The organism is Brenneria roseae subsp. roseae, assembly GCF_003115845.1.
Taxonomy (GTDB): domain Bacteria; phylum Pseudomonadota; class Gammaproteobacteria; order Enterobacterales; family Enterobacteriaceae; genus Brenneria; species Brenneria roseae.
The window spans coordinates 1-23,484 of sequence record NZ_KZ819033.1 but is presented as its reverse complement, the minus strand read 5'-3'; the positions used below and the strand labels follow the sequence as shown (position 1 = coordinate 23,484).

General features: G+C 52.0%; 22 protein-coding genes. 8 read left to right on the top strand and 14 right to left on the bottom strand.

Annotation, left to right across the window (positions count from 1 at the left end; genetic code table 11):
- Nucleotides 1-145: 145 nt before the first annotated feature.
- The 4 genes from DDT52_RS15545 (at nucleotide 146) to aguA (ending at nucleotide 3,959) form a co-directional block, all read left to right on the top strand.
- Nucleotides 146-643, top strand: coding sequence for a CesT family type III secretion system chaperone (locus DDT52_RS15545; protein WP_136157162.1), 498 nt, complete (start codon nucleotides 146-148; stop codon nucleotides 641-643).
- A gap of 55 nt (nucleotides 644-698) precedes the next feature.
- Nucleotides 699-1,712, top strand: coding sequence for a YopT-type cysteine protease domain-containing protein (locus tag DDT52_RS15540; protein ID WP_136157161.1), 1,014 nt, complete (start codon nucleotides 699-701; stop codon nucleotides 1,710-1,712).
- Nucleotides 1,713-1,981: 269 nt separating this feature from the next.
- On the top strand, nucleotides 1,982-2,866 hold the full coding sequence (gene aguB, locus DDT52_RS15535) for an N-carbamoylputrescine amidase (RefSeq protein WP_136157160.1): 885 nt from the start codon (nucleotides 1,982-1,984) through the stop codon (nucleotides 2,864-2,866).
- Nucleotides 2,867-2,870: 4 nt separating this feature from the next.
- Complete coding sequence (aguA, locus tag DDT52_RS15530; protein WP_136157159.1) at nucleotides 2,871-3,959, top strand: agmatine deiminase; 1,089 nt, start codon at nucleotides 2,871-2,873, stop codon at nucleotides 3,957-3,959.
- Nucleotides 3,960-4,161: 202 nt separating this feature from the next.
- On the opposite strand, the gene tpiA is transcribed toward aguA, so the two are convergent.
- Both tpiA and DDT52_RS15520 read right to left on the bottom strand, forming a co-directional pair.
- Nucleotides 4,162-4,929, bottom strand: coding sequence for a triose-phosphate isomerase (gene tpiA, locus DDT52_RS15525; protein ID WP_136157158.1), 768 nt, complete (start codon nucleotides 4,927-4,929; stop codon nucleotides 4,162-4,164).
- A gap of 126 nt (nucleotides 4,930-5,055) precedes the next feature.
- The gene (locus tag DDT52_RS15520) at nucleotides 5,056-5,652 is read right to left on the bottom strand and encodes a DUF1454 family protein (protein ID WP_136157157.1); all 597 of its coding nucleotides are present in this window, start codon (nucleotides 5,650-5,652) and stop codon (nucleotides 5,056-5,058) included.
- A 270-nt stretch (nucleotides 5,653-5,922) separates the two neighbouring features.
- Between DDT52_RS15520 and DDT52_RS15515 the strand changes: the two genes are divergently transcribed.
- Nucleotides 5,923-6,345, top strand: a complete 423-nt coding sequence (locus DDT52_RS15515) for a DUF805 domain-containing protein (RefSeq protein WP_109491280.1) — start codon at nucleotides 5,923-5,925, stop codon at nucleotides 6,343-6,345.
- Nucleotides 6,346-6,379: 34 nt separating this feature from the next.
- Here the strand turns inward: DDT52_RS15515 and fpr are convergent, their stop codons facing one another.
- The 3 genes from fpr to DDT52_RS15500 form a co-directional block, all read right to left on the bottom strand.
- Nucleotides 6,380-7,126 carry a ferredoxin--NADP(+) reductase gene (gene fpr, locus DDT52_RS15510; RefSeq protein WP_136157156.1) on the bottom strand — a complete coding sequence of 249 codons (747 nt, stop codon included), beginning with the start codon at nucleotides 7,124-7,126 and terminating at the stop codon, nucleotides 6,380-6,382.
- A 183-nt stretch (nucleotides 7,127-7,309) separates the two neighbouring features.
- Nucleotides 7,310-8,320 carry a class II fructose-bisphosphatase gene (glpX, locus tag DDT52_RS15505; RefSeq protein WP_136157155.1) on the bottom strand — a complete coding sequence of 337 codons (1,011 nt, stop codon included), beginning with the start codon at nucleotides 8,318-8,320 and terminating at the stop codon, nucleotides 7,310-7,312.
- 203 nt (nucleotides 8,321-8,523) lie between these two features.
- Nucleotides 8,524-9,819 carry an MFS transporter gene (locus DDT52_RS15500; RefSeq protein WP_136157154.1) on the bottom strand — a complete coding sequence of 432 codons (1,296 nt, stop codon included), beginning with the start codon at nucleotides 9,817-9,819 and terminating at the stop codon, nucleotides 8,524-8,526.
- Between the two features lie 975 nt (nucleotides 9,820-10,794).
- Here DDT52_RS15500 and idnO point away from each other — a divergent pair.
- Nucleotides 10,795-11,559: a gluconate 5-dehydrogenase gene (gene idnO / locus DDT52_RS15495; protein ID WP_136157153.1), complete on the top strand. Its 765-nt coding sequence runs from the start codon at nucleotides 10,795-10,797 to the stop codon at nucleotides 11,557-11,559.
- 48 nt (nucleotides 11,560-11,607) lie between these two features.
- Here idnO and glpK read toward each other — a convergent pair whose 3' ends face one another.
- Complete coding sequence (gene glpK, locus DDT52_RS15490) at nucleotides 11,608-13,119, bottom strand: glycerol kinase GlpK (RefSeq protein ID WP_136157152.1); 1,512 nt, start codon at nucleotides 13,117-13,119, stop codon at nucleotides 11,608-11,610.
- 55 nt (nucleotides 13,120-13,174) lie between these two features.
- Nucleotides 13,175-14,008, bottom strand: coding sequence for an MIP/aquaporin family protein (locus tag DDT52_RS15485; protein ID WP_136157151.1), 834 nt, complete (start codon nucleotides 14,006-14,008; stop codon nucleotides 13,175-13,177).
- Between the two features lie 511 nt (nucleotides 14,009-14,519).
- On the opposite strand from DDT52_RS15485, the gene zapB reads away from it, so the two are divergent.
- Entirely contained in the window at nucleotides 14,520-14,759 is a 240-nt protein-coding gene (gene zapB / locus DDT52_RS15480) for a septal ring assembly protein ZapB (protein ID WP_109491286.1), read from the top strand.
- Between the two features lie 116 nt (nucleotides 14,760-14,875).
- Here zapB and rraA read toward each other — a convergent pair whose 3' ends face one another.
- The 7 genes from rraA to priA form a co-directional block, all read right to left on the bottom strand.
- Entirely contained in the window at nucleotides 14,876-15,361 is a 486-nt protein-coding gene (rraA, locus tag DDT52_RS15475) for a ribonuclease E activity regulator RraA (RefSeq protein ID WP_136157150.1), read from the bottom strand.
- A gap of 188 nt (nucleotides 15,362-15,549) precedes the next feature.
- The gene (locus DDT52_RS15470; protein WP_109491288.1) at nucleotides 15,550-16,467 is read right to left on the bottom strand and encodes a 1,4-dihydroxy-2-naphthoate polyprenyltransferase; all 918 of its coding nucleotides are present in this window, start codon (nucleotides 16,465-16,467) and stop codon (nucleotides 15,550-15,552) included.
- 119 nt (nucleotides 16,468-16,586) lie between these two features.
- On the bottom strand, nucleotides 16,587-17,918 hold the full coding sequence (gene hslU / locus DDT52_RS15465) for an ATP-dependent protease ATPase subunit HslU (protein WP_136157149.1): 1,332 nt from the start codon (nucleotides 17,916-17,918) through the stop codon (nucleotides 16,587-16,589).
- A 9-nt stretch (nucleotides 17,919-17,927) separates the two neighbouring features.
- Entirely contained in the window at nucleotides 17,928-18,458 is a 531-nt protein-coding gene (gene hslV / locus DDT52_RS15460) for an ATP-dependent protease subunit HslV (RefSeq protein WP_136157148.1), read from the bottom strand.
- Between the two features lie 87 nt (nucleotides 18,459-18,545).
- Entirely contained in the window at nucleotides 18,546-19,370 is an 825-nt protein-coding gene (gene ftsN / locus DDT52_RS15455) for a cell division protein FtsN (RefSeq protein WP_136157147.1), read from the bottom strand.
- 81 nt (nucleotides 19,371-19,451) lie between these two features.
- Nucleotides 19,452-20,495 carry a DNA-binding transcriptional regulator CytR gene (gene cytR, locus DDT52_RS15450; RefSeq protein WP_109491291.1) on the bottom strand — a complete coding sequence of 348 codons (1,044 nt, stop codon included), beginning with the start codon at nucleotides 20,493-20,495 and terminating at the stop codon, nucleotides 19,452-19,454.
- Nucleotides 20,496-20,771: 276 nt separating this feature from the next.
- Nucleotides 20,772-22,970 (bottom strand): primosomal protein N', encoded by a 2,199-nt coding sequence (priA, locus tag DDT52_RS15445; RefSeq protein WP_136157146.1) that lies wholly within the window; start codon nucleotides 22,968-22,970, stop codon nucleotides 20,772-20,774.
- A 212-nt stretch (nucleotides 22,971-23,182) separates the two neighbouring features.
- On the opposite strand from priA, the gene rpmE reads away from it, so the two are divergent.
- Nucleotides 23,183-23,398, top strand: coding sequence for a 50S ribosomal protein L31 (gene rpmE, locus DDT52_RS15440; RefSeq protein WP_136157145.1), 216 nt, complete (start codon nucleotides 23,183-23,185; stop codon nucleotides 23,396-23,398).
- Nucleotides 23,399-23,484: the final 86 nt, after the last annotated feature.

The window sequence follows — 23,484 nt, the reverse complement described above, 5'->3', positions numbered from 1 at the left end:
CCCCGTTTTTCGGGGGTTTTGTTTTTTAGCGGCCCGGACAGGGAACGCTCATGCCTTTTCTGACACTTACCCTATAGGTATTTACCGCGCGAATGCCGCAACAGCAGGTAATCCCGGTGTGTTTTATCATGTTAAGGAGGAGGAGATGTCTGAGCCGAATTATGCCAAAACGTTATTGCTACGTTGGGTCGAGAAGCAGACGGAGGGAGACGGAGCGCTCAATGTCGAGGCCGGTGTTCAGGTCGTGCTGAACGGACAAGCGCTTTTTTTAAAATTGCCCGAATCACGGGAAACCCTGTTTGTTTTTATGCCGGTTTATACGCTGGATTTTGAGCGGGACGGCGACCTGCTGGCGTTGGGCATGATGCTGAATCTTGAACCTGGCCTGATGTGCGGTGCGGCAATCGGGCTGGAAACACAACAGCGTAATCTGATGCTGACGGCACATCAGAATGTGTTGTCTTTTGATGAGCGTGCGTTGAGCGCGTGGATAGAAAATGTGGTAAGCCTCGGTCTGCGCATACAAGAAGAGTTTGCTTCGGTTGTGGCTGGCCGAAAGACATCGGCCGACGCTAAAACGTTGCCATTATCCGGGCTTAACCGGTATCGGGCACACGCGTTTCATTCTCAACTGTCCCGGTAAACCCCACTCTGTCCAGCATCACGGTGCGTCCATTTAACATCACGAGATCGTTGCTATGCGTATTCATCAAACTGTTTTACCTGAGATGACAACTTCACTGCCGCCCGCCAGAAACGCCATGCCGGAGCCGCCCCGATGGCGTGTCATGCAGGAGCAGGCGGCATTTACGCCACTGAGCCAAAAAGAAGGACATGCCAGTTTTTCGTTGCGCGGGTTGCTGAACACGTTGCCATCCATGCCGTTTTCCATTTTGCCGCCTTCCGTGAGCCATCTTTTCTCAAGCAGGAAAGAGGCGGATATGGATGCGTTGGGCAAGAAACCGCGAGTTTATGAATCGAATCTGGCGATCTCCTGTAATGAGAACGCAGGGCAAACCACGCTAATGGAGCAGAGTGACTATCTGCAAACGTTGAAAACGCAACTGCCCGATATGAAGAAAAAAGTACAAAGCGTGGAAGACGGAGCCTGTCTGGGGTTGTCGACTCTCTGGTTGCTGGGGCGTCACAGTGGTTTGGATGACAAAACGGTGATCGGTAATTTGCTGGGGTACGATGCGGATAAAGACGAGGTGATATCGGGAGTCAGAGCGAAAAGCGGGTTCGAGAAAATCCATGTTGTGCAGGAAAAGTTTCAAAATAGCGCCCGTATTGACGGTCAATTTAAAGACCGGCGATTTGATGGCGCCGCTCCGGTGGTGAAACGTTATGATCTGATGCAGCGTATTGCGAATTTGGCGAAGATGTCCGTTATTCCGGTGAGAGGGGAAACGCCGTTTGTGTTGCTCAATCGCAGAGAGGGGTTTGGTGATGGGCTGGTAAGCGATGTGCTGCGCGAAGGACGAGAGCAACTCCTGGCGGTTCACTCTGACGGTCACGCAATGGCGATCTACAGCAACGGTCACGATCAATATGCGTTTTACGATCCCAATAACGGTATGTTCAGTTTTCAGAATAAAGAAAACCTTGCCTCTTTTATGAACCGGATCGGTAAAATGCTGAACGTTGCATCCGACACGTTGGCGAACGGGGATCCGGATCAGTTGATGATTATGGAGATGAAGGTTCATTGACGCGGTGAGAAAGCCGCTACAGCCGGAGTAAACTTCCTATCCCATCTTCAGGACGATGACCTTTTCATAACCTTTTATCCCTCATAGTGAATTATTGTCATTAGCTGGCATAATAGTCCTGCCATGTTCGGTGAATGTCTGCTTCAGGCATGATGGGTCAGGCAGTGGGAGATTTGTTGACCTAAACTCGATGGGCAAGCCCCGCTGAGCGAACGCGGGCCGTATTGTTCATTGTTGGCATATATAGAAAATATTATTGAGGTTTTCGCATGACAAAAGTTACCGTTGCCGCAACACAAATGGCGTGTTCCTGGGATCTGCCCAGGAACATTGAGAATGCCGAGAAGCTGGTGCGGCAAGCGCATGCAAAAGGGGCGCAGATCATCCTGATTCAGGAGCTGTTTGCCGCGCCTTATTTCTGTATCGATCAGAGCCCGGAACACTATGCCCTGGCACAGGAACTGGAAACCAGCCCGCTGATTAAACATTTTTCTGCGTTGGCGGCCGAGCTGGAAGTGGTGTTGCCGCTGAGCTTTTTTGAGCGGGCCAACAATGCGTACTACAACTCGCTGGTAGTGATTGATGCGGATGGCGCCGTACTCGATCTCTACCGTAAAACCCATATCCCGAATGGCCCGGCGTATCAGGAAAAGCAGTTTTTTATTCCGGGCGATACCGGCTTCAAAGTCTGGCAAACCCGTTACGCAAAAATCGGCGTTGGCATCTGCTGGGATCAATGGTTCCCGGAAACCGCTCGCAGCCTGGCATTGCAGGGCGCGGAACTGATTTTCTACCCGACAGCCATTGGTTCAGAACCGGCTTATCCGGAGATTGACAGCCAGCCGCATTGGACTCGAGTCCAGCAAGGTCATGCCGCCGCGAATCTGGTGCCGGTGATTGCCTCCAACCGCATTGGCACCGAAGCCAGCAAGTATATCGACGGCCTGGAAATGACCTTCTACGGTTCCTCTTTCATTGCCGATCAAACGGGTGAACTGGTGGTGCAGGCCAACAAAACGGATGAAACCGTTCTGGTGCATGAATTTGATTTGGCCGCCATTGCCGCACAGCGTGCATCATGGGGACTGTTCCGCGATCGCCGTCCGGAAATGTATGGTGTGATTGCCAGTTCCGACGGCAAAACCCGGAGATAAGTTGATGTTACAGTTAACCACGCCGCATCAGGACGGCTTTACGATGCCTGCCGAGTGGGCGCCACAGGAAGCCGTGTGGATGATTTGGCCCCATCGACGGGATAACTGGCGTGAAGAGGGCGTTCCTGCCCAGCAAACCTTTGCGCAGGTGGCGAAAACCATTGCGCAGACGACGCCGGTAATCATGGGCGTGCCCGCGCGCTGCATGGCTGACGCGAAGCGTGTAATGCCCGCCGATGTCACACTGGTTGAAATGGAAAGTGACGATGCCTGGATGCGTGATACCGGGCCGACGATGGTACTGAATCAGGCCGGGGAACGCCGTGGTATCGACTGGCGGTTTAACGCCTGGGGCGGTGAACTCGGCGGTCTGTATGACGACTGGCGACAGGATGAAAAGGTCGCGGCGCAGGTGTTGGCTTACCACCAGAATGCGCGCTATGCCGCTCCTCTGATTCTGGAAGGCGGTTCGATTCATACCGATGGTGAAGGGACATTGCTGACCACGGCAGAATGCCTGCTGAATCCCAATCGTAACCCGCATCTGAGCAAAGCGCAGATCGAACAGCTGATGCGCGATTATCTGGGCATATCGACGATTATCTGGTTGGAAGAGGGCGTGTATAACGACGAAACCGACGGACACATCGACAATATGTGTTGCTTTGTGCGTCCCGGTGAAGTGGCGCTGCATTGGACGGATGACGAAAACGATCCGCAATATGCGCGCTCAATGGCGGCATATCGGGTGCTGTCCACTGCTAAAGATGCACAGGGCCGCCAGCTGAAAATCTGGAGGCTGCCCGCACCGGGTCCGCTGTATGCGACGCCGGAAGAAACCGCGGGCGTGGATAGGGGAAATGCGGTGGAGCGTAATGCCGGATCGCGTTTGGCGGGATCGTACGTGAACTTTCTGATCAGCAATCAGCAGATTATTTTTCCGCTGCTGGATGCGCGAACGGATGATATCGCCCGCGAACGGTTACAGCAGATGTTTCCGGACTATCGGGTAAGCGGCGTCCCGGCCCGGGAAATTCTGCTGGGGGGCGGCAATATTCACTGCATTACGCAGCAGATCCCCGTCAAAAGATAAGGCATGGTCTGGAATATTCAGACCGTTGGCAAAATTGAAATGTTCGCTACTATTCCCCGCTCCTGCTAAACACATGGGTTCGCTCCCTCCCCGGTAAAGGGGAGGTTGGCTTGGGGGATGAAAAGGTTGTCATCAAGCTGAACAACGCCGCCATTTCTTTATAAGAAATGGCGGCGTTGTTAATAACGACGTTAAGCGTATCTTAGCCGCGTTTTGCTTCAGCGGCAGCTTTGACGATCACTGCAAAAGCGTCAGCCTTCAGTGAAGCCCCGCCGACCAGCGCGCCATCGATGTCAGGCTGAGTAAACAGCTCTGCGGCGTTGGATGCATTAACGGAACCGCCGTACTGGATGATAACCTGTTCGGCAACCGCGGCGTCCTGTTTGGCGATATGATCGCGAATGAATTTGTGAACGGCCTGAGCCTGTGCCGGGGTTGCTGATTTGCCAGTACCGATAGCCCATACCGGTTCGTAGGCAATGACGGTGTTTTCAAATGCTTTGGCGCCCAGCGTATTCAACACGGCGTCCAATTGACGGGCACATACGGCTTCTGTCTGTCCTGCTTCGTTTTCTGCTTCGGTTTCACCGATACACAGAACCGGAATCAGACCTGCATCTTTCAATACGCCAAATTTTTTGGCAATGAATTCATCGCTTTCTTTGTGGTAGGTACGACGTTCTGAGTGCCCGATGATGATGTATTTCGCACCAATATCTTTCAGCATGTCGGCGGACGTTTCACCGGTAAAAGCACCAGACAGGTTCACGTCAACGTTCTGCGCGCCCAGTGCAATACGGCTACCGGCCAGTTGATGATTAGCCTGATCCAAGTAGATAGCGGGTGGCGCGATAGCAACACCACAACCGTCGACGGTGCTTAATTCTTTACGCAGACCAGCGATCAGTTCGTTGACCATGTGGGTGCTGCCATTCAGCTTCCAGTTACCCATAACTAATGGATGACGCATCTTTTTTCCTCCAGACGGGATCGCAAATAATCAATACATAACTGCCAGTCGGCAGTTTGACCTGCCAACAGTATAAAGACGAAATGATACCGTGGCTCTGTTTTTCGTCATTAATTGTCCTGTTGATCACGGTTCAGATAGCGTTAGCTTAATCGGTTCAACAGCAAAAGTTAGCCCTTTTTCAGCGTTATCTGCAACAACATAGCGCATGGCCCCTTCCGTTTGCTGGTAAAAGCGATGGCCCTTGCCTTTTTCCAGCAGTTCGGTGACTTTTTTAATACTTTGTTCTTCCGTCAATGACGGGGAAAAAGCGCGTGACAGGGCCGCCATATAATTAATGGCCTGTGTACGCCTTGCTTCGGTATCGGTATCTTCCTGTTGTGGTAGCCAGGTAATTTGCAGCGTTTTGATCTTCCCTGTGCCTTTTTCCAACGCGGTTGACGCGTACAGGTGATCGTTGATTTTGCTGGCGGCGCGCGTCAGCAGACTGGACATGTTGCCGGTGTCGATAACCCGGAATTCCCCAATTGGCAGCGCCGGATTACTCAGGTTATAACGTGTACGGAACTGGACGATGGTTTGGTCAAATGTTGGCGCGCCGGCCAGCAGATAAGGGGCCGTTGCTGTCGTTTTTGATGGAGAAACGGGATCGGACCACGCACCGGACTGGTAGAACATCAGGGCGGAAAACGTACAAATTGCAGCGATATATTGTCGTGTCATAAGGATTTTATCAGGCGAGCCATGGTAATCAGTTTAGGCCAAAGGCGGCGATAGCGATGCTATGTTTGATTAAAGCGGCATTCATGAGTGATTGTCAAAAGTCGCGTAAAGATTACGGGCGCGTGGCCCATCCGGTTAATGGTAAACTTGGCGGGAGAAGTTTGCGGGTGAGGGGTTTTTGACGTCGCGCCCGTTTGGTTATTTAACCGATCAATATTTTTCCCGTTGCGCTTGATGGGATGGGCTCTGTAATTCAGGATTCTGTATTTGATGACGCTACAGCAATGGTGTTTCTCGTTTAAAGGGCGTATCGGCCGCCGTGATTTTTGGGTCTGGATCGTCCTCTGGCTGGTGTTGATGGCGCTGCTGTTCACCTTGTCTGGTCAGAACTGGCTGGATGTTCAATCCACGGCATTTATTCTTGTTGCATTGCTGTGGCCAACGGCGGCAATCGTGGTAAAACGCCTGCATGACCGTAATAAAAGCGGCTGGTGGGCGTTACTGATTATCGTTGCCTGGGTATTGGCCGCCGGTCATTGGTTTATGTTGCCCGCGATTTGGCAATGGGGAATTGGCCGGTTTATTCCAACGCTGATTAGCGTCATGGTGATACTCGACTGCGGTGTTTTTTCGGGTACGAAAGGTGAGAACCGATTTGGGCCTGAAGCGGAACCCTTGAAATTCCGCTCCTGAGTCCCTCATTCCAGGCGTCAGGATAATCTGGCGATTACCAATAATGCTCACTGGTCATGTGACCGGGTCTGCGACGCAGATGTTTGGTCATTTGCCGTTCGTCCTTCAGTATCTGCTGCGTATCACGCACCATCTGGGGATTGCCGCACAGCATGACATGGCTGGTTGCCGCATCAATTGGCAAGCCTACTGCTGCTTCCAGCGTACCGTTGCTGATGAGCGCCGGGATCCGACCTGTCAATGAGCCCGTTTCCTCTTCACGACTGACCACCGTCTGAATACGCAGCTTGCCGTTATAGCGTTGCTGTAACTGCTGCATCAGCGGCAGATAGCTTAAATCACGGGCGAAACGGGCAGCGTGAACCAGTACGATGTCCTTGAACCGTTCCAGATCCTTGCCTTCCTGAAGAATGGAAAGATAAGGCCCGATCGCGGTGCCGGTCGCCAGCATCCACAGTGTTTCACAAGGTGGAATTTCTTCCAGTACGAAAAAGCCCGCGGCGTCTTTGGTGATCATGATTTCTGCACCAGGTTGCATCGCGTGTAAATGAGGGCTGAGTTTTCCTTCCGGCACGTTAACCAGATAGAACTCAAGATTGTGGTCGCTGGGGGCATTGACATAGGAATAGGCGCGTTGGACTTTTTCACCATTAAATTCCAGCGCCAGTTTGGCATATTGTCCGGCCGTGAACGGATCGGTGGGGGCATTTACCCGGATGCTGAATAAACTTTCTGTCCAGTGCTCCACCTGAATAACGTTGCCTGTTACCCATTCAGCCATAGTGCTGTGCTCCTGTTTCTGTCAATAGCCGTTGCTTTCATTGTACGACGGCAGGCGGTATCCGCATTGTCTCATGATGGTCAAGTATGCCATGGCGGCCTTCAATGGGCCGCCTTTAAGATACGCTATTTATTAACAACTGTGAAACAATCAGTCAGTAAAACCCGGACGTCGGGCTGCCGGTTACAGCAGGAAATCATGCAGCGTCCGATCTTTGCGGTCGAGGTAATGCGTGGACTTGATCCGCCGGATCGTCCTCGATTTGCCGCGGATCAGCAGAGTTTCGGTAGTCGCGATATTTCCCTTACGTGAAATACCGTCCAGCAGGTCGCCTTTGGTAATACCCGTAGCCGAAAAAATCACGTTATCATTCCGCGCCATATCGTCGAGTTGCAGCACTTTACCGGCTTCAATCCCCATTTGTTGACAGCGGGTCAGCTCATCTTCACCGATACGGCGGTTTTCCGCGCTATCACCTTTCACCTGATGACGCGCCAGCAGCCGGCCCTGCATGTCGCCATCAAGCGCACGAATGACGGCGGCGGAAATAACGCCCTCTGGCGCGCCGCCAATGCCGTATAGCACATCGACTTCGCTGTCTGGCATGCAGGTAAGAATGGAAGCGGCGACATCGCCGTCAGGGATCGCGAACACCTTCACGCCCAACCGCTGCATTTCGGCAATGCAGGCGTCGTGACGCGGTTTAGCCAGCGTAATCACGGTTAGCTGGTCGAGTGACTTATGCAGCGTTCTGGCGATATTGTGTAAGTTGTCCGCCAGCGGAAGCGCCAGATCAATCGCGCCTTTTGCGCCAGGTCCGACAATCAGTTTTTCCATATACATATCGGGCGCGTGCAGAAACGTCCCTTTTTCACCGACGGCCAGTACAGCTAATGCATTGGCCTGACCCATGGCGGTCATCCGTGTGCCTTCAATGGGATCGACGGCGATATCCACGGCGGACCCCTGACCGGTTCCCACTTGCTCTCCGATAAAAAGCATCGGCGCTTCGTCGATTTCTCCTTCACCAATCACAATCTGACCATTGATATTGACCTGATTGAGCATAATGCGCATGGCCTGCACTGCCGCGTTATCGGCGGCATTCTTGTCGCCACGGCCTAACCATTTATAGCCTGCCAGCGCGGCCGCTTCAGTGACGCGCGAGAATTCGATGGCTAATTCACGTTTCATGGATACCTGTCTGTTGTCGATCGAGGGGGGAATAGTCAATAGGCGGGATTTTATCACAACGGATAGCGGGCGGCGTAAATGTGGATGCGAGTGAGTTCCAGCAGGCGAGACTTTATCGTCGCCGCTGATAAACCTGCGTAGAACGGCTTGTGACCGGCGTTGTAGGGAATGTGCCGCCTGAGCGGCGGCACATCATTGGATGATTAACGTTGAGGCAGACTTTTTCCTGGATGAGGGATTGCGGGTTTTTCCTGCTCCGGCGCCCGGACTTTGATCATAATGACGACGGAAAGGAGCAGCGCGATGGCCATAAAACTGTATGACACGCTGGGGTTACCCGTAATGCCGTTCAGATAACCGACCAGCCAGGCGCCGAGGAACGCGCCCAGCGCGCCAAAGCTATTGATTAATCCAATGGATACACCAGAGACATTCTTCGGCAGTAACTCGGGGATCAGGGCAAAGAACGGTCCATAAGGCGCATACATACAGGCGGCAGCAATAACCAGCAGCGCATAGGAAATCCAGAAATGTTGATTACCGATGGTGTAAGACGTAAAGAACGCCGCGGAGGCAATCAGCAGTAATGGCCAGATATAGAGTTTCCGGTTCTGCATTTTATCGGACAGCCAGGAGACGCTGAGCATCGTAACGATAGCAGCAAAATACGGCAGCGCCGACAGCCAGCCAACAGAAACAATGTCCATTGAGGCGGCAGATTTAATAATGGATGGCATCCACATCATGAAACCATAGACGCCGATACTCCATAAAGCATGCACGGCGCAGAGCATAATCACATTGCGAGAGCGCAGTGCTTCGCCATAGTTACGCACGGGTTTGATATTTTTCTGCTCATTGTCCATGACCGCCTGTAAGTCAGCTTTTTCCTGTGCGCTTAACCATGACACTTCAGACGGTTTGTCACGCACCAGAATCCACCAGCAGAACGCCCAGATAATGGCAGGGGCGCCTTCAAAGATGAACATTTCACGCCAGCCGTAAGCATTGATCAGGTAGCCGGAAACAATCGACATCCACAGAACGGTGACCGGGTTTCCCAACACAAGAAAGGTATTGGCACGCGAGCGCTCTTCTTTGGTAAACCAGGTACTGATGTAAATCAGCATGGAAGGCATGACCGCCGCTTCCACAACGCCGAGTATAAAACGGATCACCATAAGCGTGGGGATATTGCTGACCATCCCGGTCGCCGCCGCGCAAAAGCCCCATAAAATAAGGCTGACAAAAATTAATTTACGCACGCTGCGCTTTACCGCATATATTGCGCCGGGTACCTGAAAGAAGAAATAGCCAAGGAAAAAAAGCGCCCCGATTAAAGAAGAAACGCCTTTTGTTATACCTAAATCGACTTCAATACCTGATGCGGCAGCAAATCCATAGTTGGCTCGATCGAGATAAGCCAAACTATAAGTAATAAAGATGATGGGCATTAAATACCACCAACGTTTAACAGCCAGTTTCTTCATCGTCATCATGGTTACCTGTTTTATTTTTTTAAAGTAATATCTTAACGATCCGGTAAATTCAGGAATGTTTTTCCTGTTTTTCGGATGTAAGAAAAGCGATCTTTTTAAATAAAAAAATCGATGGTTTTTTATTTAAAATAAATTTATTTTTGCAGCATTCAGGATGTTGATGTCATCTTCTCTGTCTCACCTGTGCCTGTTTGATTCCCAAGAGTATGCCCTTTATTTTTCAAATTGCCGGTGCGTTGGTTTCCCTCCGCTACCCGAATTATTTTTTTCCTTCGCCTCTTCGGCGTTGCCGCACGTGGCGTTGAAATACGCTTAATGCTTCAATCGTTCACCCGCATAGGCTTCAGGAAATTTATTGGGTATAACGGCATATACAATTTTTATTTGATGCTAGTATGAGACCTGTTTTTAGATTTTATTTTTGTGATGAAAGTCACTGTAAATCATGTTAAAAAAAGATGTTACAGGCAACGTGATCGGCCTGGCATTTAACCCTGACAGCAAGGCTTTCAGGCAGGAAAATACAGGGGAAATGGCATGAAAAGGCGCGGCGATGGTTCGCTATGCCTTCCTGAGATAGAAAAGTGTTACCAAAGGCGCTAAAGGTAACATACACCGCAGGATGAATAATCGCCGCCTTTATTAATCATGTTATTTTTCTTTTCGTTGGAATGATATTGTGAGGAATAATTATGCTTAATCAGGCCGTATCGGCGCGATTCCGATCACGGAAGTGGTAACACCTTATCGTAACATTCTCTTGAGTGATATTTGTCACGGTTTTAACGTGAATAAAACGGTTTGATAATATTACCTTTCAAATAAACATCTCCGGGTGTTTTGGTTTAATGAGTGTTTCACCATCCTCATTTAATAGAAACGTAGCGTAATGTGTGAAGTTTGTATATATGGCCGTCTGAGTTTGAAAATAAAGACGGGTATAAAGTAATTCAGTTCGGCTATCAGGATATTATTATGAAAAATTTATTTTCATTGGAAAAAAGAAAAGTACTTATTACCGGTTCTGCACAAGGAATTGGTTTTTTGCTGGCGAGAGGGCTGGCAGAGTATGGCGCGGAAATTATTATTAATGACATTACTGATGCGCGGGCTGAACATGCCGCCGGCCAACTGCGGGATTTAGGTTATACGGCTCACGCCTGTGCTTTTGATGTGACTAATCATCAGGCTGTCAGTCGCTCGGTTCAGTTTATTGAGGAAAAAATTGGAGAAATTGATGTATTAATTAATAACGCGGGTATTCAGCGTCGTCATCCCTTCAATGATTTTCCGGAAAAGGATTGGGACGATGTGATTAATGTGAATCAAAAATCCGTCTTTCTGGTTTCACAGGCAGTTTCTCGTTATATGGTGGAACGCCAGCGTGGAAAAATTATTAATATCTGTTCTATGCAAAGCGAACTGGGGCGGGACACGATTACGCCTTATGCGGCCTCAAAGGGAGCGGTAAAAATGCTGACGCGCGGGATGTGCGTCGAATTGGCGCGCTATAATATTCAGGTTAATGGCATCGCTCCCGGCTATTTTAAGACGGACATGACCAAGGCGTTGGTCGAGGATGAAGCGTTTACCAATTGGTTGTGCAAGCGTACTCCCGCCGCCCGCTGGGGGGATCCAGAGGAGTTGGTTGGCGCTGCCGTTTATCTGTCGTCAAAAGCGTCTGATTTTGTCAACGGTCATCTGTTGTTTGTGGATGGCGGCATGCTGGTTGCGGTGTAACCTTGCCGCGCTGAAAATGGGCGCGCGACAGGCGCGCCCGGAGAAACATCATGCGTCGTGCTCTTCCCAGTCACGGGCGCGGGCAACGGCTTTCTGCCAACCGCTATAACGGTAGTTACGCTCCACGGTTTCAATACTGGGGCGGAATTCACGCTCAATAGTGGCTTTGCTTTTCACTTCATCCAGATCGTTCCAGAATCCGGTTGCCAGACCAGCCAGGAAGGCGGCGCCCAACGCGGTGACTTCACGCACTTCGGGACGTTCAACGCGGGTGCCGAGAATATCGGACTGGAATTGCATCAGGAAGTTGTTCGCGACGGCCCCACCGTCTACACGCAGTGCTTTCAGGCGGGTATCCGCGTCTGCCTGCATGGCATCCAGTACATCGCGGGTTTGGAACGCGATGGACTCCAGCGTGGCGCGGATAATGTGATTAGCGTTGACGCCACGGGTCAGACCGAAGATCGCGCCGCGTGCATACGGGTCCCAATAAGGGGCGCCCAGGCCAGTGAAGGCGGGAACGACGTAGACGCCGTTGGTGTCCTTCACCTTGGTGGCGAAATATTCTGAGTCCATGGATTCGCCAATCAGCTTCAGCTCATCGCGCAGCCACTGAATTGATGCGCCACCGACGAAAACGGATCCTTCCAGCGCGTAATTGACTTCACCACGTGGGCCACAGGCAATGGTGGTGAGCAGGCCATGTTTGGACAGTACCGCTTCAGTACCGGTATTCATCAGCAGGAAGCAACCCGTGCCGTAGGTGTTTTTCGCCATACCGGGATGGACGCAAAGCTGACCATACAGGGCCGCCTGCTGATCGCCCGCAATACCGGCAATCGGAATACGTGTGCCGCCCTTGCCGCCGATGTTGGTTTGTCCATAAACTTCGGAGGAGGCACGTACTTCCGGCAGCATAGCGCGGGGAATATCCAGTGCCTGCAACATACGTTCATCCCACTCAAGCGTATGGATATTGAACAGCATGGTGCGGGAGGCGTTGGTGTAGTCCGTGACGTGAACGCGCCCTTGCGTCATTTTCCAGATCAACCACGTATCAACCGTACCAAACAGTAGTTCTCCACGCTGGGCGCGTTCACGCGCGCCCTCAACGTGATCCAGAATCCATTTCACCTTGGTACCGGAGAAGTAAGGGTCAACGACCAGTCCGGTGGTGTTACGAACGTACTCTTCCAGACCGCTTTTCTTGAGCTGTTCACAGATCTCCGCCGTTCGGCGACATTGCCAGACGATAGCGTTATAAATTGGCTTGCCGGTCTCTTTTTCCCACACAATGGTGGTTTCGCGCTGGTTGGTGATGCCGATACCCGCCACTTCATCTGCGTTGATATCCGCTTTGGCCAGTACTTCTACCAACGTCGAACTTTGTGATGCCCAAATTTCCATGGGATCGTGTTCTACCCAACCCGCTTTTGGATAAATTTGGCTGAATTCACGCTGTGAGACGCTGATAATGTTGGCATCGTGGTCCAGAACAACGGCACGAGAACTGGTGGTTCCTTGATCGAGCGCGACAATGTATTTTTTTTCCGGGTTCATAAATCCAATCCTGTAATGGTTAACCGCAAAAGGGTAATTGCTGTAGCACTAAATGTTAGTGGGTTTCTGTACCCGCCGTTGTGTCGGCTTCACACACATCGCACGGCAGGTGACGGCCGATCAATGCACGGTAGCCTACCGCACCCAGGCAAGCACCGACCAGTGGACCAAAAATGGGTACCAGGAAGTACGGAATATCACGTCCACCGGTGAGGGCAATCTCTCCCCATCCTGCCAGAGAGGCAAACAGTTTTGGCCCAAAGTCACGCGCCGGGTTCAATGCAAAGCCGGTGAGCGGCCCCATTGAGGCGCCGATGACGGCGATCAAAATACCGATCAGCAACGGCGCCAGTGGCCCGCGAGGGATACCGTTACCGTCGTCAGTCAGCGCCAGAATCAGACACATCAGGATCGCGGTGATCACCGTTTCAATCAGAAACGCCTGTATGACTGAAATATGTACGTTGGGATACGTCGAGAAGACACCGGCGAGGTTCAGGCTCTCCACGCTACCGCGCACCATATTATGTGTTTGTTCAAAATCCACGAACAAATTGTAATACAGACCGTAGACCAGGGCGGCGGAACAGAAGGCTCCCGCGAATTGAGAGAGAATATAGGGAATGACTTTCTTGCCATCGAAACAGGCAAACAGCCATAGGGCGACAGTGACGGCGGGGTTAAGATGCGCACCGGAAATGGCGGCCGTCAGATAGATAGCCATCGCCACTCCCAGGCCCCAGATAACGCTGATTTCCCATTGGCCGAAGCTGGCGCCGGTCAGACTCAGGGCGGCAACACAGCCCACGCCAAAGAAAATCAACAGGCCAGTACCTAGAAACTCGGCGATACACTGGCCTTTTAAGGTTGAACGTTCTGATTTGCTCATATTGTTTTCCTGCTGTTAGGGACAGAATGGTAGGGATCGTAAGGTCACCGTAAACGGCAACTTCTGCTTTAAAAGTTTTTATAATGTGAATTTATCGTTAATGTTCGAAAACGAGAAATATCGAAATCAAAATGTGTGTTGTATGTCAAAAAATGTGCGTATTCGCTTAAAATTTTGTGATTTGACGGTTGGTATCGCCCGTATTATGTTAAATCGTCGATACAATGATTAACATTCGCTACCCGGTGAAAGGTCATTAACGCGTTTTTTCAGTTTGTGCTGATAGTGGTAATAAATAAAAGCTGTCACACTCTGCGTTGTGTGGGATGCCTGCTAGACAGGGATTCATTGGCTACATACAATTCAGCTACGGCCAGTCTCGCCATCAGGTTATGTCCAGAGGCGTATTAAACGGGCATCGTATTAGGGTGTGCTGTCGTGTTGTGGTCATGCGGACGTGATGGCGCAGCGTTAACCGATTTATGCCTTGTGATTAAAAGGGGTTTGAAGAATGTCATTTGAAGTGTTTGAAAAGCTGGAAGCAAAAGTTCAGCAGGCGATTGATACGATCACGCTGTTACAAATGGAAATCGAAGAGCTGAAGGAGCAAAACAGCGCTTTGTCACAAGACGTTCAGGCGGCGGCGGGTTCTCGTGAAGCGCTGGTGCGCGAGAACGAACAGCTGAAAGAAGAGCAGCAGGTATGGCAAGATCGTTTGCGTGCGCTGCTAGGCAAGATGGAAGAAGTTTAATCTTCCGGCAAGGCAGAAGCTCACTTTTTTGAGCTTTTGCCGACGCCATATAGCGCAATCTCTGCCTACGCAGGATTACGTTATATGGCAGCACCGGTTTGCTGATGCCGTGAGGATTATTCAATATCCAGCGGGTCTTCCGCCAGAATAATCCCTGTGTTGTCGGCATACAGATGATCGCCGGAGAAAAAGGTCACCCCGCCAAAATTCACCCGGATATCGCTTTCCCCAATTCCTTCGCTGGCTGCGCCGACCGGAATAGCCGCCATGGCCTGGATGCCAATATCCAGTTCCGCCAGATCGTCCACCTGACGCACGGCGCCATAGATGACAATACCTTCCCATTCATTCTGGGTCGCCAATCTGGCCAGTTCTGCGTTGAGCAAGGCACGACGTACCGAGCCACCGCCATCAATCAGGAGTACGCGCCCAATGCCATTTTCTTCTAACAGATCATAAAGCAGGCCGTTATCCTCAAAACATTTCACCGTGGTGATTTTGCCACCAAATGAAGTACGCCCGCCAAAATTAGAGAACAGAGGCTCAACAACGTTAACCTCTTCGTGATAAATATCGCACAGTTCGGAAGTATCGTATTTCATAGGATTGATGTCAGTTTGCCCGCAGGGATAGTGAGTATATCCCTTTCTGGCGGGTGTTGGCAAAATCATCAAATGTTAACTTGATGCGTATCAGTAAATTGCCGCCGCGCTTTGTCCCGGTTATTCATCAGGTCATCGTCTACTGCCGGGGAGCGATCCGCGAGTCTGGGAATGCGTTCCGTTTAGCGTTAGCTGAGCATAACCCCGACAGCAAACAGAAGATTGGTCAACAGCGCGCCCTTGACGGTTTTTTCCAGCATTGGGCGCATGCTGAACGCGCTGGTTTCGCGCAGAACGTAAATGGCCTGCTTGAGCAGCAGCGGTAGCGTCAGGAGAAAGAGCCAGCCCGCCAGGCTATGCAGGTAAAGCATGGCGAACAGGCCGAGACAGAACGGCGCCAGCATCAACAGCAGGGTGTGATAGCAGCGGGCTTTCTGCGCGCCGAGGCGAACGGCCAGCGTGTTTTTTCCACTGAGACGGTCATTGTCGATATCCCGCAGGTTATTAATGTTCAATACGGCGGTAGCAAGCAAACCGCAAGCGGTGGCCGGCAACATGACGATGCTGTCGAAATGGCCGGTTTGCAGGTAATAAGAGCCTGCAACGCTGAGCCAGCCGAAAAATATCAGTACCGAGATATCACCCAGCCCGATATAGCCGTAAGGGCGATTGCCGACGGTATAGGTGATGGCGGCAAGAATGGCCAGCAATCCCAGAACCAGAAAACCAATGATATCGCTTGGTTTTTCACAGGCGAGAATCACCAGCGATACGCCTGAAATAACGGTGAGGACAACGGTTGCAATTAGCGCATTTCTCAACTGAGACAGCGTAATGGCGCCGGTTTGAATACCCCGTAATGGCCCGATGCGATCTTTGGTGTCGCTGCCTTTGACCGCATCCCCATAGTCATTTGCCAGATTGGAAAGAATCTGTAGTAATCCCGCGGTGAGTAACGCCAGTAATGCGACACCCGGTTTAAAACTGCTATGCCAGCTTGCAATCGCCGAGCCGGTGACGATAGAAGCGAAAGCTAATGGCAGCGTTTTTGGACGCAGACTATCCAGCCAGGCTTTGGTTTTACTGCTATGGGTTGATAAGGTCATGGTGTGCTTCAATTTTTATTGTTTATGAGTAAATAATATCTTTAACGACAGAACCATAAACACAAACGGGAGGCCCAGGCCTCCCGCTTAATAGTTAACAGGACGATCCGTAAAACGGATTATAAGATAAATCGGCTTAGATCTTCATCTGCTACTAATTCATCCAGGTGACCACGTACGTAATCTGCGTCAATAGTAACGTTTTGACCACTCATTTCGCTGGCATCGTAAGAAATATCTTCAATCAGACGCTCCAATACGGTATGCAAACGACGCGCGCCGATGTTTTCGGTACGTTCGTTAACCTGCCATGCGGCTTCTGCTATACGGCGAATACCCTCCGCGGAAAACTCAATGTTGACGCCTTCCGTTGCCATTAGCGCTTTATACTGTTCGGTCAGGGATGCGCTCGGTTCCGTCAGAATACGCTCAAAATCTTCCGTCGTCAGCGCCTGCAATTCAACACGAATCGGCAGACGTCCCTGCAATTCCGGGATCAGATCGGACGGGCTGGCAACCTGGAAAGCGCCCGATGCGATAAACAGGATGTGGTCGGTTTTGACCATGCCATGTTTGGTCGAGACGGTACAACCTTCAACCAGAGGCAGCAGATCGCGCTGAACGCCTTCACGGGATACGTCCGGACCAGAACTTTCGCCGCGTTTACAAATTTTATCGATCTCATCAATAAACACGATGCCATGCTGTTCGACGGCTTCGATAGCCTGCTGCTTCAGTTCTTCCGGATTGACCAGTTTGGCGGCTTCTTCTTCCACCAGCAGCTTAAAGGCTTCCTTGATTTTCACCTTACGGGCTTTCTGTTTCTGACCCGCCAGATTCTGAAACATGGATTGCAGTTGGTTGGTCATCTCTTCCATGCCTGGAGGCGCCATGATTTCAACGCCAACGGGTGTAGCGGCCAGATCGATTTCAATTTCTTTATCGTCCAACTGGCCTTCGCGCAATTTCTTGCGGAACGCCTGACGCGCAGCAGAAGGTTCAGCCGCTTCTTCTGCCTGTCCCCAGTTGTTCTTCGCTGGCGGGATCAGAGCATCCAGAATACGTTCTTCCGCCAGTTCCTCTGCGCGGTAACGGTTTTTCTCAATGGACTGCTGACGCACCATTTTTATCGCTGAATCCGTCAGATCGCGGATAATCGAATCGACTTCTTTACCCACATAGCCGACTTCGGTGAATTTGGTGGCTTCAACCTTGATGAAGGGGGCATTGGCCAGTTTGGCCAGACGACGGGCAATTTCGGTTTTACCGACGCCGGTCGGGCCAATCATCAGAATGTTTTTAGGGGTGACTTCATGGCGCAGCGTTTCTTCCAACTGCATCCGGCGCCAGCGGTTACGCAGGGCAATCGCTACGGCGCGTTTGGCGTTGTGCTGGCCGATAATATAACTATCGAGTTCGCTGACTATTTCGCGCGGGGTCATTTCAGACATAGTTGATCCTTACGCCTTCGAGGCTAATTCTTCAATCGTGTGGAACTGGTTGGTGTAGATACAGATATCGCCAGCAATACTTAACGACTTCTCGACAATATCCCGTGCGCTCAATTCCGTGTTTTCGAGTAAGGCGCGAGCGGCGGCCTGGGCATACGGACCACCGGATCCGATAGCTATCAGATCGTTTTCCGGCTGCACGACATCGCCATTACCGGTAATAATCAGTGAAGCATTTTCATCAGCAACGGCAAGCAAGGCTTCCAGTCGGCGCAACATGCGATCGGTACGCCAGTCTTTCGCCAGTTCTACGGCTGCTTTCACCAGATGTCCCTGATGCATTTCCAGTTTGCGCTCAAAAAGCTCGAACAGGGTGAATGCATCCGCTGTACCACCAGCAAAGCCAGCAATAACGCGATCGTTGTAGAGGCGGCGCACTTTACGCACGTTGCCTTTCATGACGGTGTTGCCCAGCGTGGCTTGCCCATCACCGCCAATGACCACGTGGCCGTTGCGGCGTATACTTACGATAGTTGTCACGAGTAAATCCCCGTTACTGAAGAAAAAGGCCCCCGCCACGACGGCGGGGCATATTGATTTCATAAATGGGGGAAGGCGTGGGGTTTTTCAACCCCCACTGGCGAGAGGGATACAGTTTGATGCGCCCGCGCCTTTGAGACGTTGCAACATGCTGTCCGCTGCGGCGCGGTTATTGTAAGGTCCCAGCATGATGCGGTTCCATCCACCGTTAGAGGTGATTCGGCTTTCGATACCGGCAAACGCCAGTTGCGCTCTCACCGATTCGGCAGGCTCCATGGTTTTGAATGAGCCACATTGAACGATCCAACGCTGTGTTTTCTCTTTTTCTGGCTTTGGCTCTTGCTTAACGACGTCCTGTTTTGGTGCGGCCGGCACCGCCGGCGTCGTGGTAACCGGAGCCCGCGTCACCGGCGGCGGCGTTGTAGCCACCGGGGGTTGCGTCGGTGGTTTGATCGTCACCTGTGAGCGCGGAACCTGAGTCTGATCGTTATACGGCACTTCTGAGAGTTGAGTTGGCTGACGGCGCATATCCGATTGCATTTGTTCCAGCAACTGGCGTTGTTCATCCGTCAGCTGTACCGGTGACTGAATCTCCCCGCCGGCGGAAGGCTCGGTAGGCGATGTGACGCCTAACTGCCGATTTTCCAGTTCCTTAATGTAACGCCAACGCTCCTCTGGCTTGGGCGGTAACCCATTGCCTTTACCCGCTGCGTTTTGATGTGGCAGTACTGGCGACTCTTCCGGTTTATTATGGGCGATAAAATACAGCCCACCCGCAAAAGTGACCAAAACGGCAACAGCCAGAGCCACCATGGTTTTGGACGTTCCTGAAGCGTTGCTTTTCCTTCGGCTGGTTGTCTTTTTCCGGCGCGTATTTGAACGGCCCCGGCTGACATAGTCTCTTTGTGCCACTGTCGTTTCGCTGTGAATTGAATAAAGGTATTAGGGGGCCATGTTACTGAACCCTAAAATATTTGACCAGCACCTGAATTCTTAAAGCCTGTTGCGTGAATAATTCAGGGCTGCCGAGCTTTCCCGTATCACCAGTTCACTGGCCAGCAGTCGCGAGCCGCTGCGTACGGTATTACCATGTAGCTGCTCTAATAGTAGCAGCATTGCCTCGCGGCCGATCCGATAACGCGGCTGTGCCACTGTTGTCAGCGGTGGCCAACAATACTGTGCCTGATCGATGTCGTCAAAGCCGACCACGGAAATATCGCGTGGTATATCCAGCCCCATCTTTTTTGCCTGCGACAGCACGCCCAGCGCGATGATGTCGTTATGACAGAAAATCGCGCTGGGCGGCAGCGGATGTTTCATTAACGCAATCAGACCGTTTACGCCGGTTTCATACGTGAAATCGCCCCGGATAATGTACTGGTTATCGACGGCGATGCCACTGCGGCGTAGCGCTTGTACATAGCCCTGTAGCCGATATTGGCTCAGATGCATGCGTTCGGGGCCGGCAATACAGGCGATCCGTTGATGGCCGAGCTGGTGCAAATAGTGTACGGCATCGAATGCGGCGGTCAGATTATCGATATGGACCGTCGGCAGTTCCAACTCCGGTGCGAATTCATTAGCCATAACCATCGGAGGCAGATTGCGCTGCTCTTCTTTTCCGGCATCGAATGGCAGGTCCGAGCCCAGCAGCAACATGCCATCAATTTGTTTGGTGATAATCAAATCAATAAAGGTTTTTTCTTTCCGGTGTTGATGAGCGCAATCGCCAATCAGGACCAGATAACCATGCTCCGCCGCGGTTTCTTCAATCCCTCTGAATATTTCAGAAAAATAGGGATCGCAGATGTCCGGTACGATGGCCAGAATGGTTCGCGATTCATTACGCTTAAGGTTTCTGGCCAGCGCATGGGGAGAGTATCCTACAGTAATAACCGCCTGCTCTACTTTTTTTCGTGTGGCCGCAGAGACTTTTTCTGGATTCATCAACGTACGGGAAACCGTGGCGGTGGATACACCGGCTTCGTCCGCGACGTCTTTCATTGTCGCCGTAGTCACTTCTTTCTTCTGTTCCAACGCTTTTCTCCTTGCGTCAGCCTGAGCTGGCGCTACCGGCCTGGATGTTATTACTTCCCCCTTCTGACTGTAATGACTGCTCGCCATTGCTCAATGACAGTGCCAGGGTGTTGCCAAATTTCGTGTTGTCATCATTTCCAGAATACTGCCTTCACGAACACACTTAACAGATTGAACGCAATTTTTGTTGCTTAATTTGCATGTAAAACGTGATGAATTTCAGTTTTTCGATGCGATTCGCAAGAATTTGTCATCGGCATGCCGGGTATGAAAATGCTAGCTGTCTATCGGGTCGACATCTAACACCCACTTCACTTTGCGCGCTTGCGGCAGCGTGTTGATCAGCGCCACGGAAGTTTTGACCAACCGTTGCAACAGCGCCCGGGAAGGGTGTTGTAACAACAATTGCCAGCGGAAACGGCCTGCCCGTTTGGGTTGCAGCGCGGGAACGGGGCCCAGCAGCCAGAGCGATTCATCGCGCAGGGGGCTGGCTTCCAACAGATTGCGCAGCTGCTGGAGGAAGAGCGGCGCCTGCTGATTATCATGGTCGTCGGCGCGGAACAGAATATGGTTAGTGAAAGGCGGGAGAAAAACGCTTTTTCGCTCGTTCAGGGTCTGACTGGCAAAGGCGTCGTAGCCCTGTTGCAGCAGAATTTGCAGCAAAGGATGTTTCGGGTGGTGCGTTTGCAGGATGACTTCCCCCGCTTTACCGGCGCGTCCGGCCCGGCCTGATACCTGCGTATAGAGCTGGGCGAAGCGCTCGGCCGCGCGAAAATCGGCAGAGAACAGTGAACTGTCGACGTCCAGCAGGGCAACCAGCGTGACATCGGGAAAATGGTGTCCTTTTGCCAGCATTTGCGTACCGATCAGAATGCGGGCGCCGCCTTGTCTCACCTGTGACAGCTGATGTTCGAGCGTGCCTTTGCGGCTGGTCGTGTCCCGGTCGATACGGGTAATCGGCGTGTCAGGAAATAACGGCGCCAACGCTTGTTCCAACTGTTCTGTCCCGAGGCCGATAGGCACCAGATTGGTGGAACCGCAGCCGGGGCACTGATGCGGCACCGGACGCTGACTGTCGCAGTGGTGGCAGCGCAACATTTGCTGGTGTTGATGCAGGGTATAATAGTGATCGCAGCGCTGGCATTCGGCAATCCAGCCGCATTCATGACACATGACCACCGGAGCGAAACCCCGGCGGTTAAGGAACAGGATCACCTGATTATCCTGCGTCAGATGGTGTCGGATACGGGTAATGAGCGGCTGCGATAATCCGGTTGTGAGAGGGAGCCCCTTTAAATCGAGAATGTGCTGGCGGGCCAGCATCGCGTTGCCGGGGCGCTTGGTGAGCCGCAACTGACGGTATTTGCCGATTTGTACGTTATAGAGCGTTTCCAGCGCGGGCGTCGCGGTGCCCATCACAATGGGGATATCTTCTTCTCTGGCGCGGAATACCGCCAGATCGCGGGCATGATAACGCCAGCCATCCTGCTGTTTGTATGAGCTGTCATGTTCTTCATCAATCACGATCAGTCCCAGCCGGGCAAACGGTGTAAACAGGGCCGAACGCGTACCGATGACAATCGCCGCTTCGCCACTGCGGGCACGTAGCCAGACAGCAAGACGTTCACTGTCATTCAGACCGGAGTGCAGCACATCAACGGGAGCGTTGAAGCGCTCGCGGAAACGGGCGATCGTCTGCGGCGTCAGACCTATCTCCGGCACCAGCACCAGAGCCTGTTTCCCCTGCGCCAGCACATTTTCCAGCACGCTGAGATAGACTTCCGTTTTGCCCGAGCCGGTGATGCCGGCCAGCAACCAGGCGGCAAAATGATTATCTTCACTACGGATGGCGCCGACGGCGGTAGCCTGCTCGGTGTTCAGCCGCAGACGCTCTGTCGCAGTACTGAAATCTTTACGCCAGTCATGCGTGGCTCGTTCGGCAGCTTTCAGATCGCACAATCCTTTACCGCGCAAGGCCTGGAACGCGGTTTCCGTTAGTTCGGTTTCGCTGACCTGGTGGCGGTACACCGGCGCCTGAAGAAGCGCAGCCAGCGCCTGCTGCTGTTTGGGGGCGCGTTTTAGCGAACTCAGGGGGGTAGCCCGTCCTTGTTCGGTGGCGAACCATTGCCAGAGTGGCGCGCGATGGGCCGGTTTCCCCTGACGCAGTAATATCGGCAGAGCATGGAACAGGACTTCGCCGATGGGATAGTGGTAATAATCTACCGCCCACATTAAAATACGCCACAGGCCGGCGGGAAACAGTGGTTGATCATCCAATACGGCATGCACGGGCTTTAACTGATCCAGCGGGAGTTCGCTCGATTCGCTTAATGCGGTAACAATGCCAATTGTTTTGCGGTTACCAAAGGACACGCTGACGCGGACACCGACTTGCGGCTGAACGCCAGCAGCGGGGAACAAATAATCGAATGTACGTGCCAATGGCACGGGCAATGCGACCTGGGCGACAGACATGACATCTCCGGTTGGAACAGGCGTGAAATAATGTAAGCCGCTAGTGTACATGCTGTGAGTGATAATGTGTGGATGCGATTGCATCGGGTTGTCAGTTTCTGTATGATCCGCCGCCATTGTGCTGTTTGCATGATGAACTTACTTACTCAACTTTCGTGTGGTGTCTGGCGGAACAGGGCTGGATAGCGACACGGCCTTAACAGAGGTTTCCCATGAAAAAAGGTATTCACCCGAATTACGTTGAAATTACGGCAACTTGCTCTTGCGGTAATGTTATCAAAACCCATTCTACCGTGGGTCACGACCTGAACCTGGACGTTTGTGGCGCATGCCACCCGTTCTACACGGGTAAACAACGTGTTGTTGATACTGGTGGTCGTGTTGAGCGCTTCAACAAGCGTTTCAGCGTGCCGGGCAGCAAAAAATAAGCTATTCCGGTTAGCTGTAAAAGCAAGGGCGCCTATGGGCGCCCTTCAGATTGATGACAAAGTCCTGGCCTGCCGGCCAGGACTTT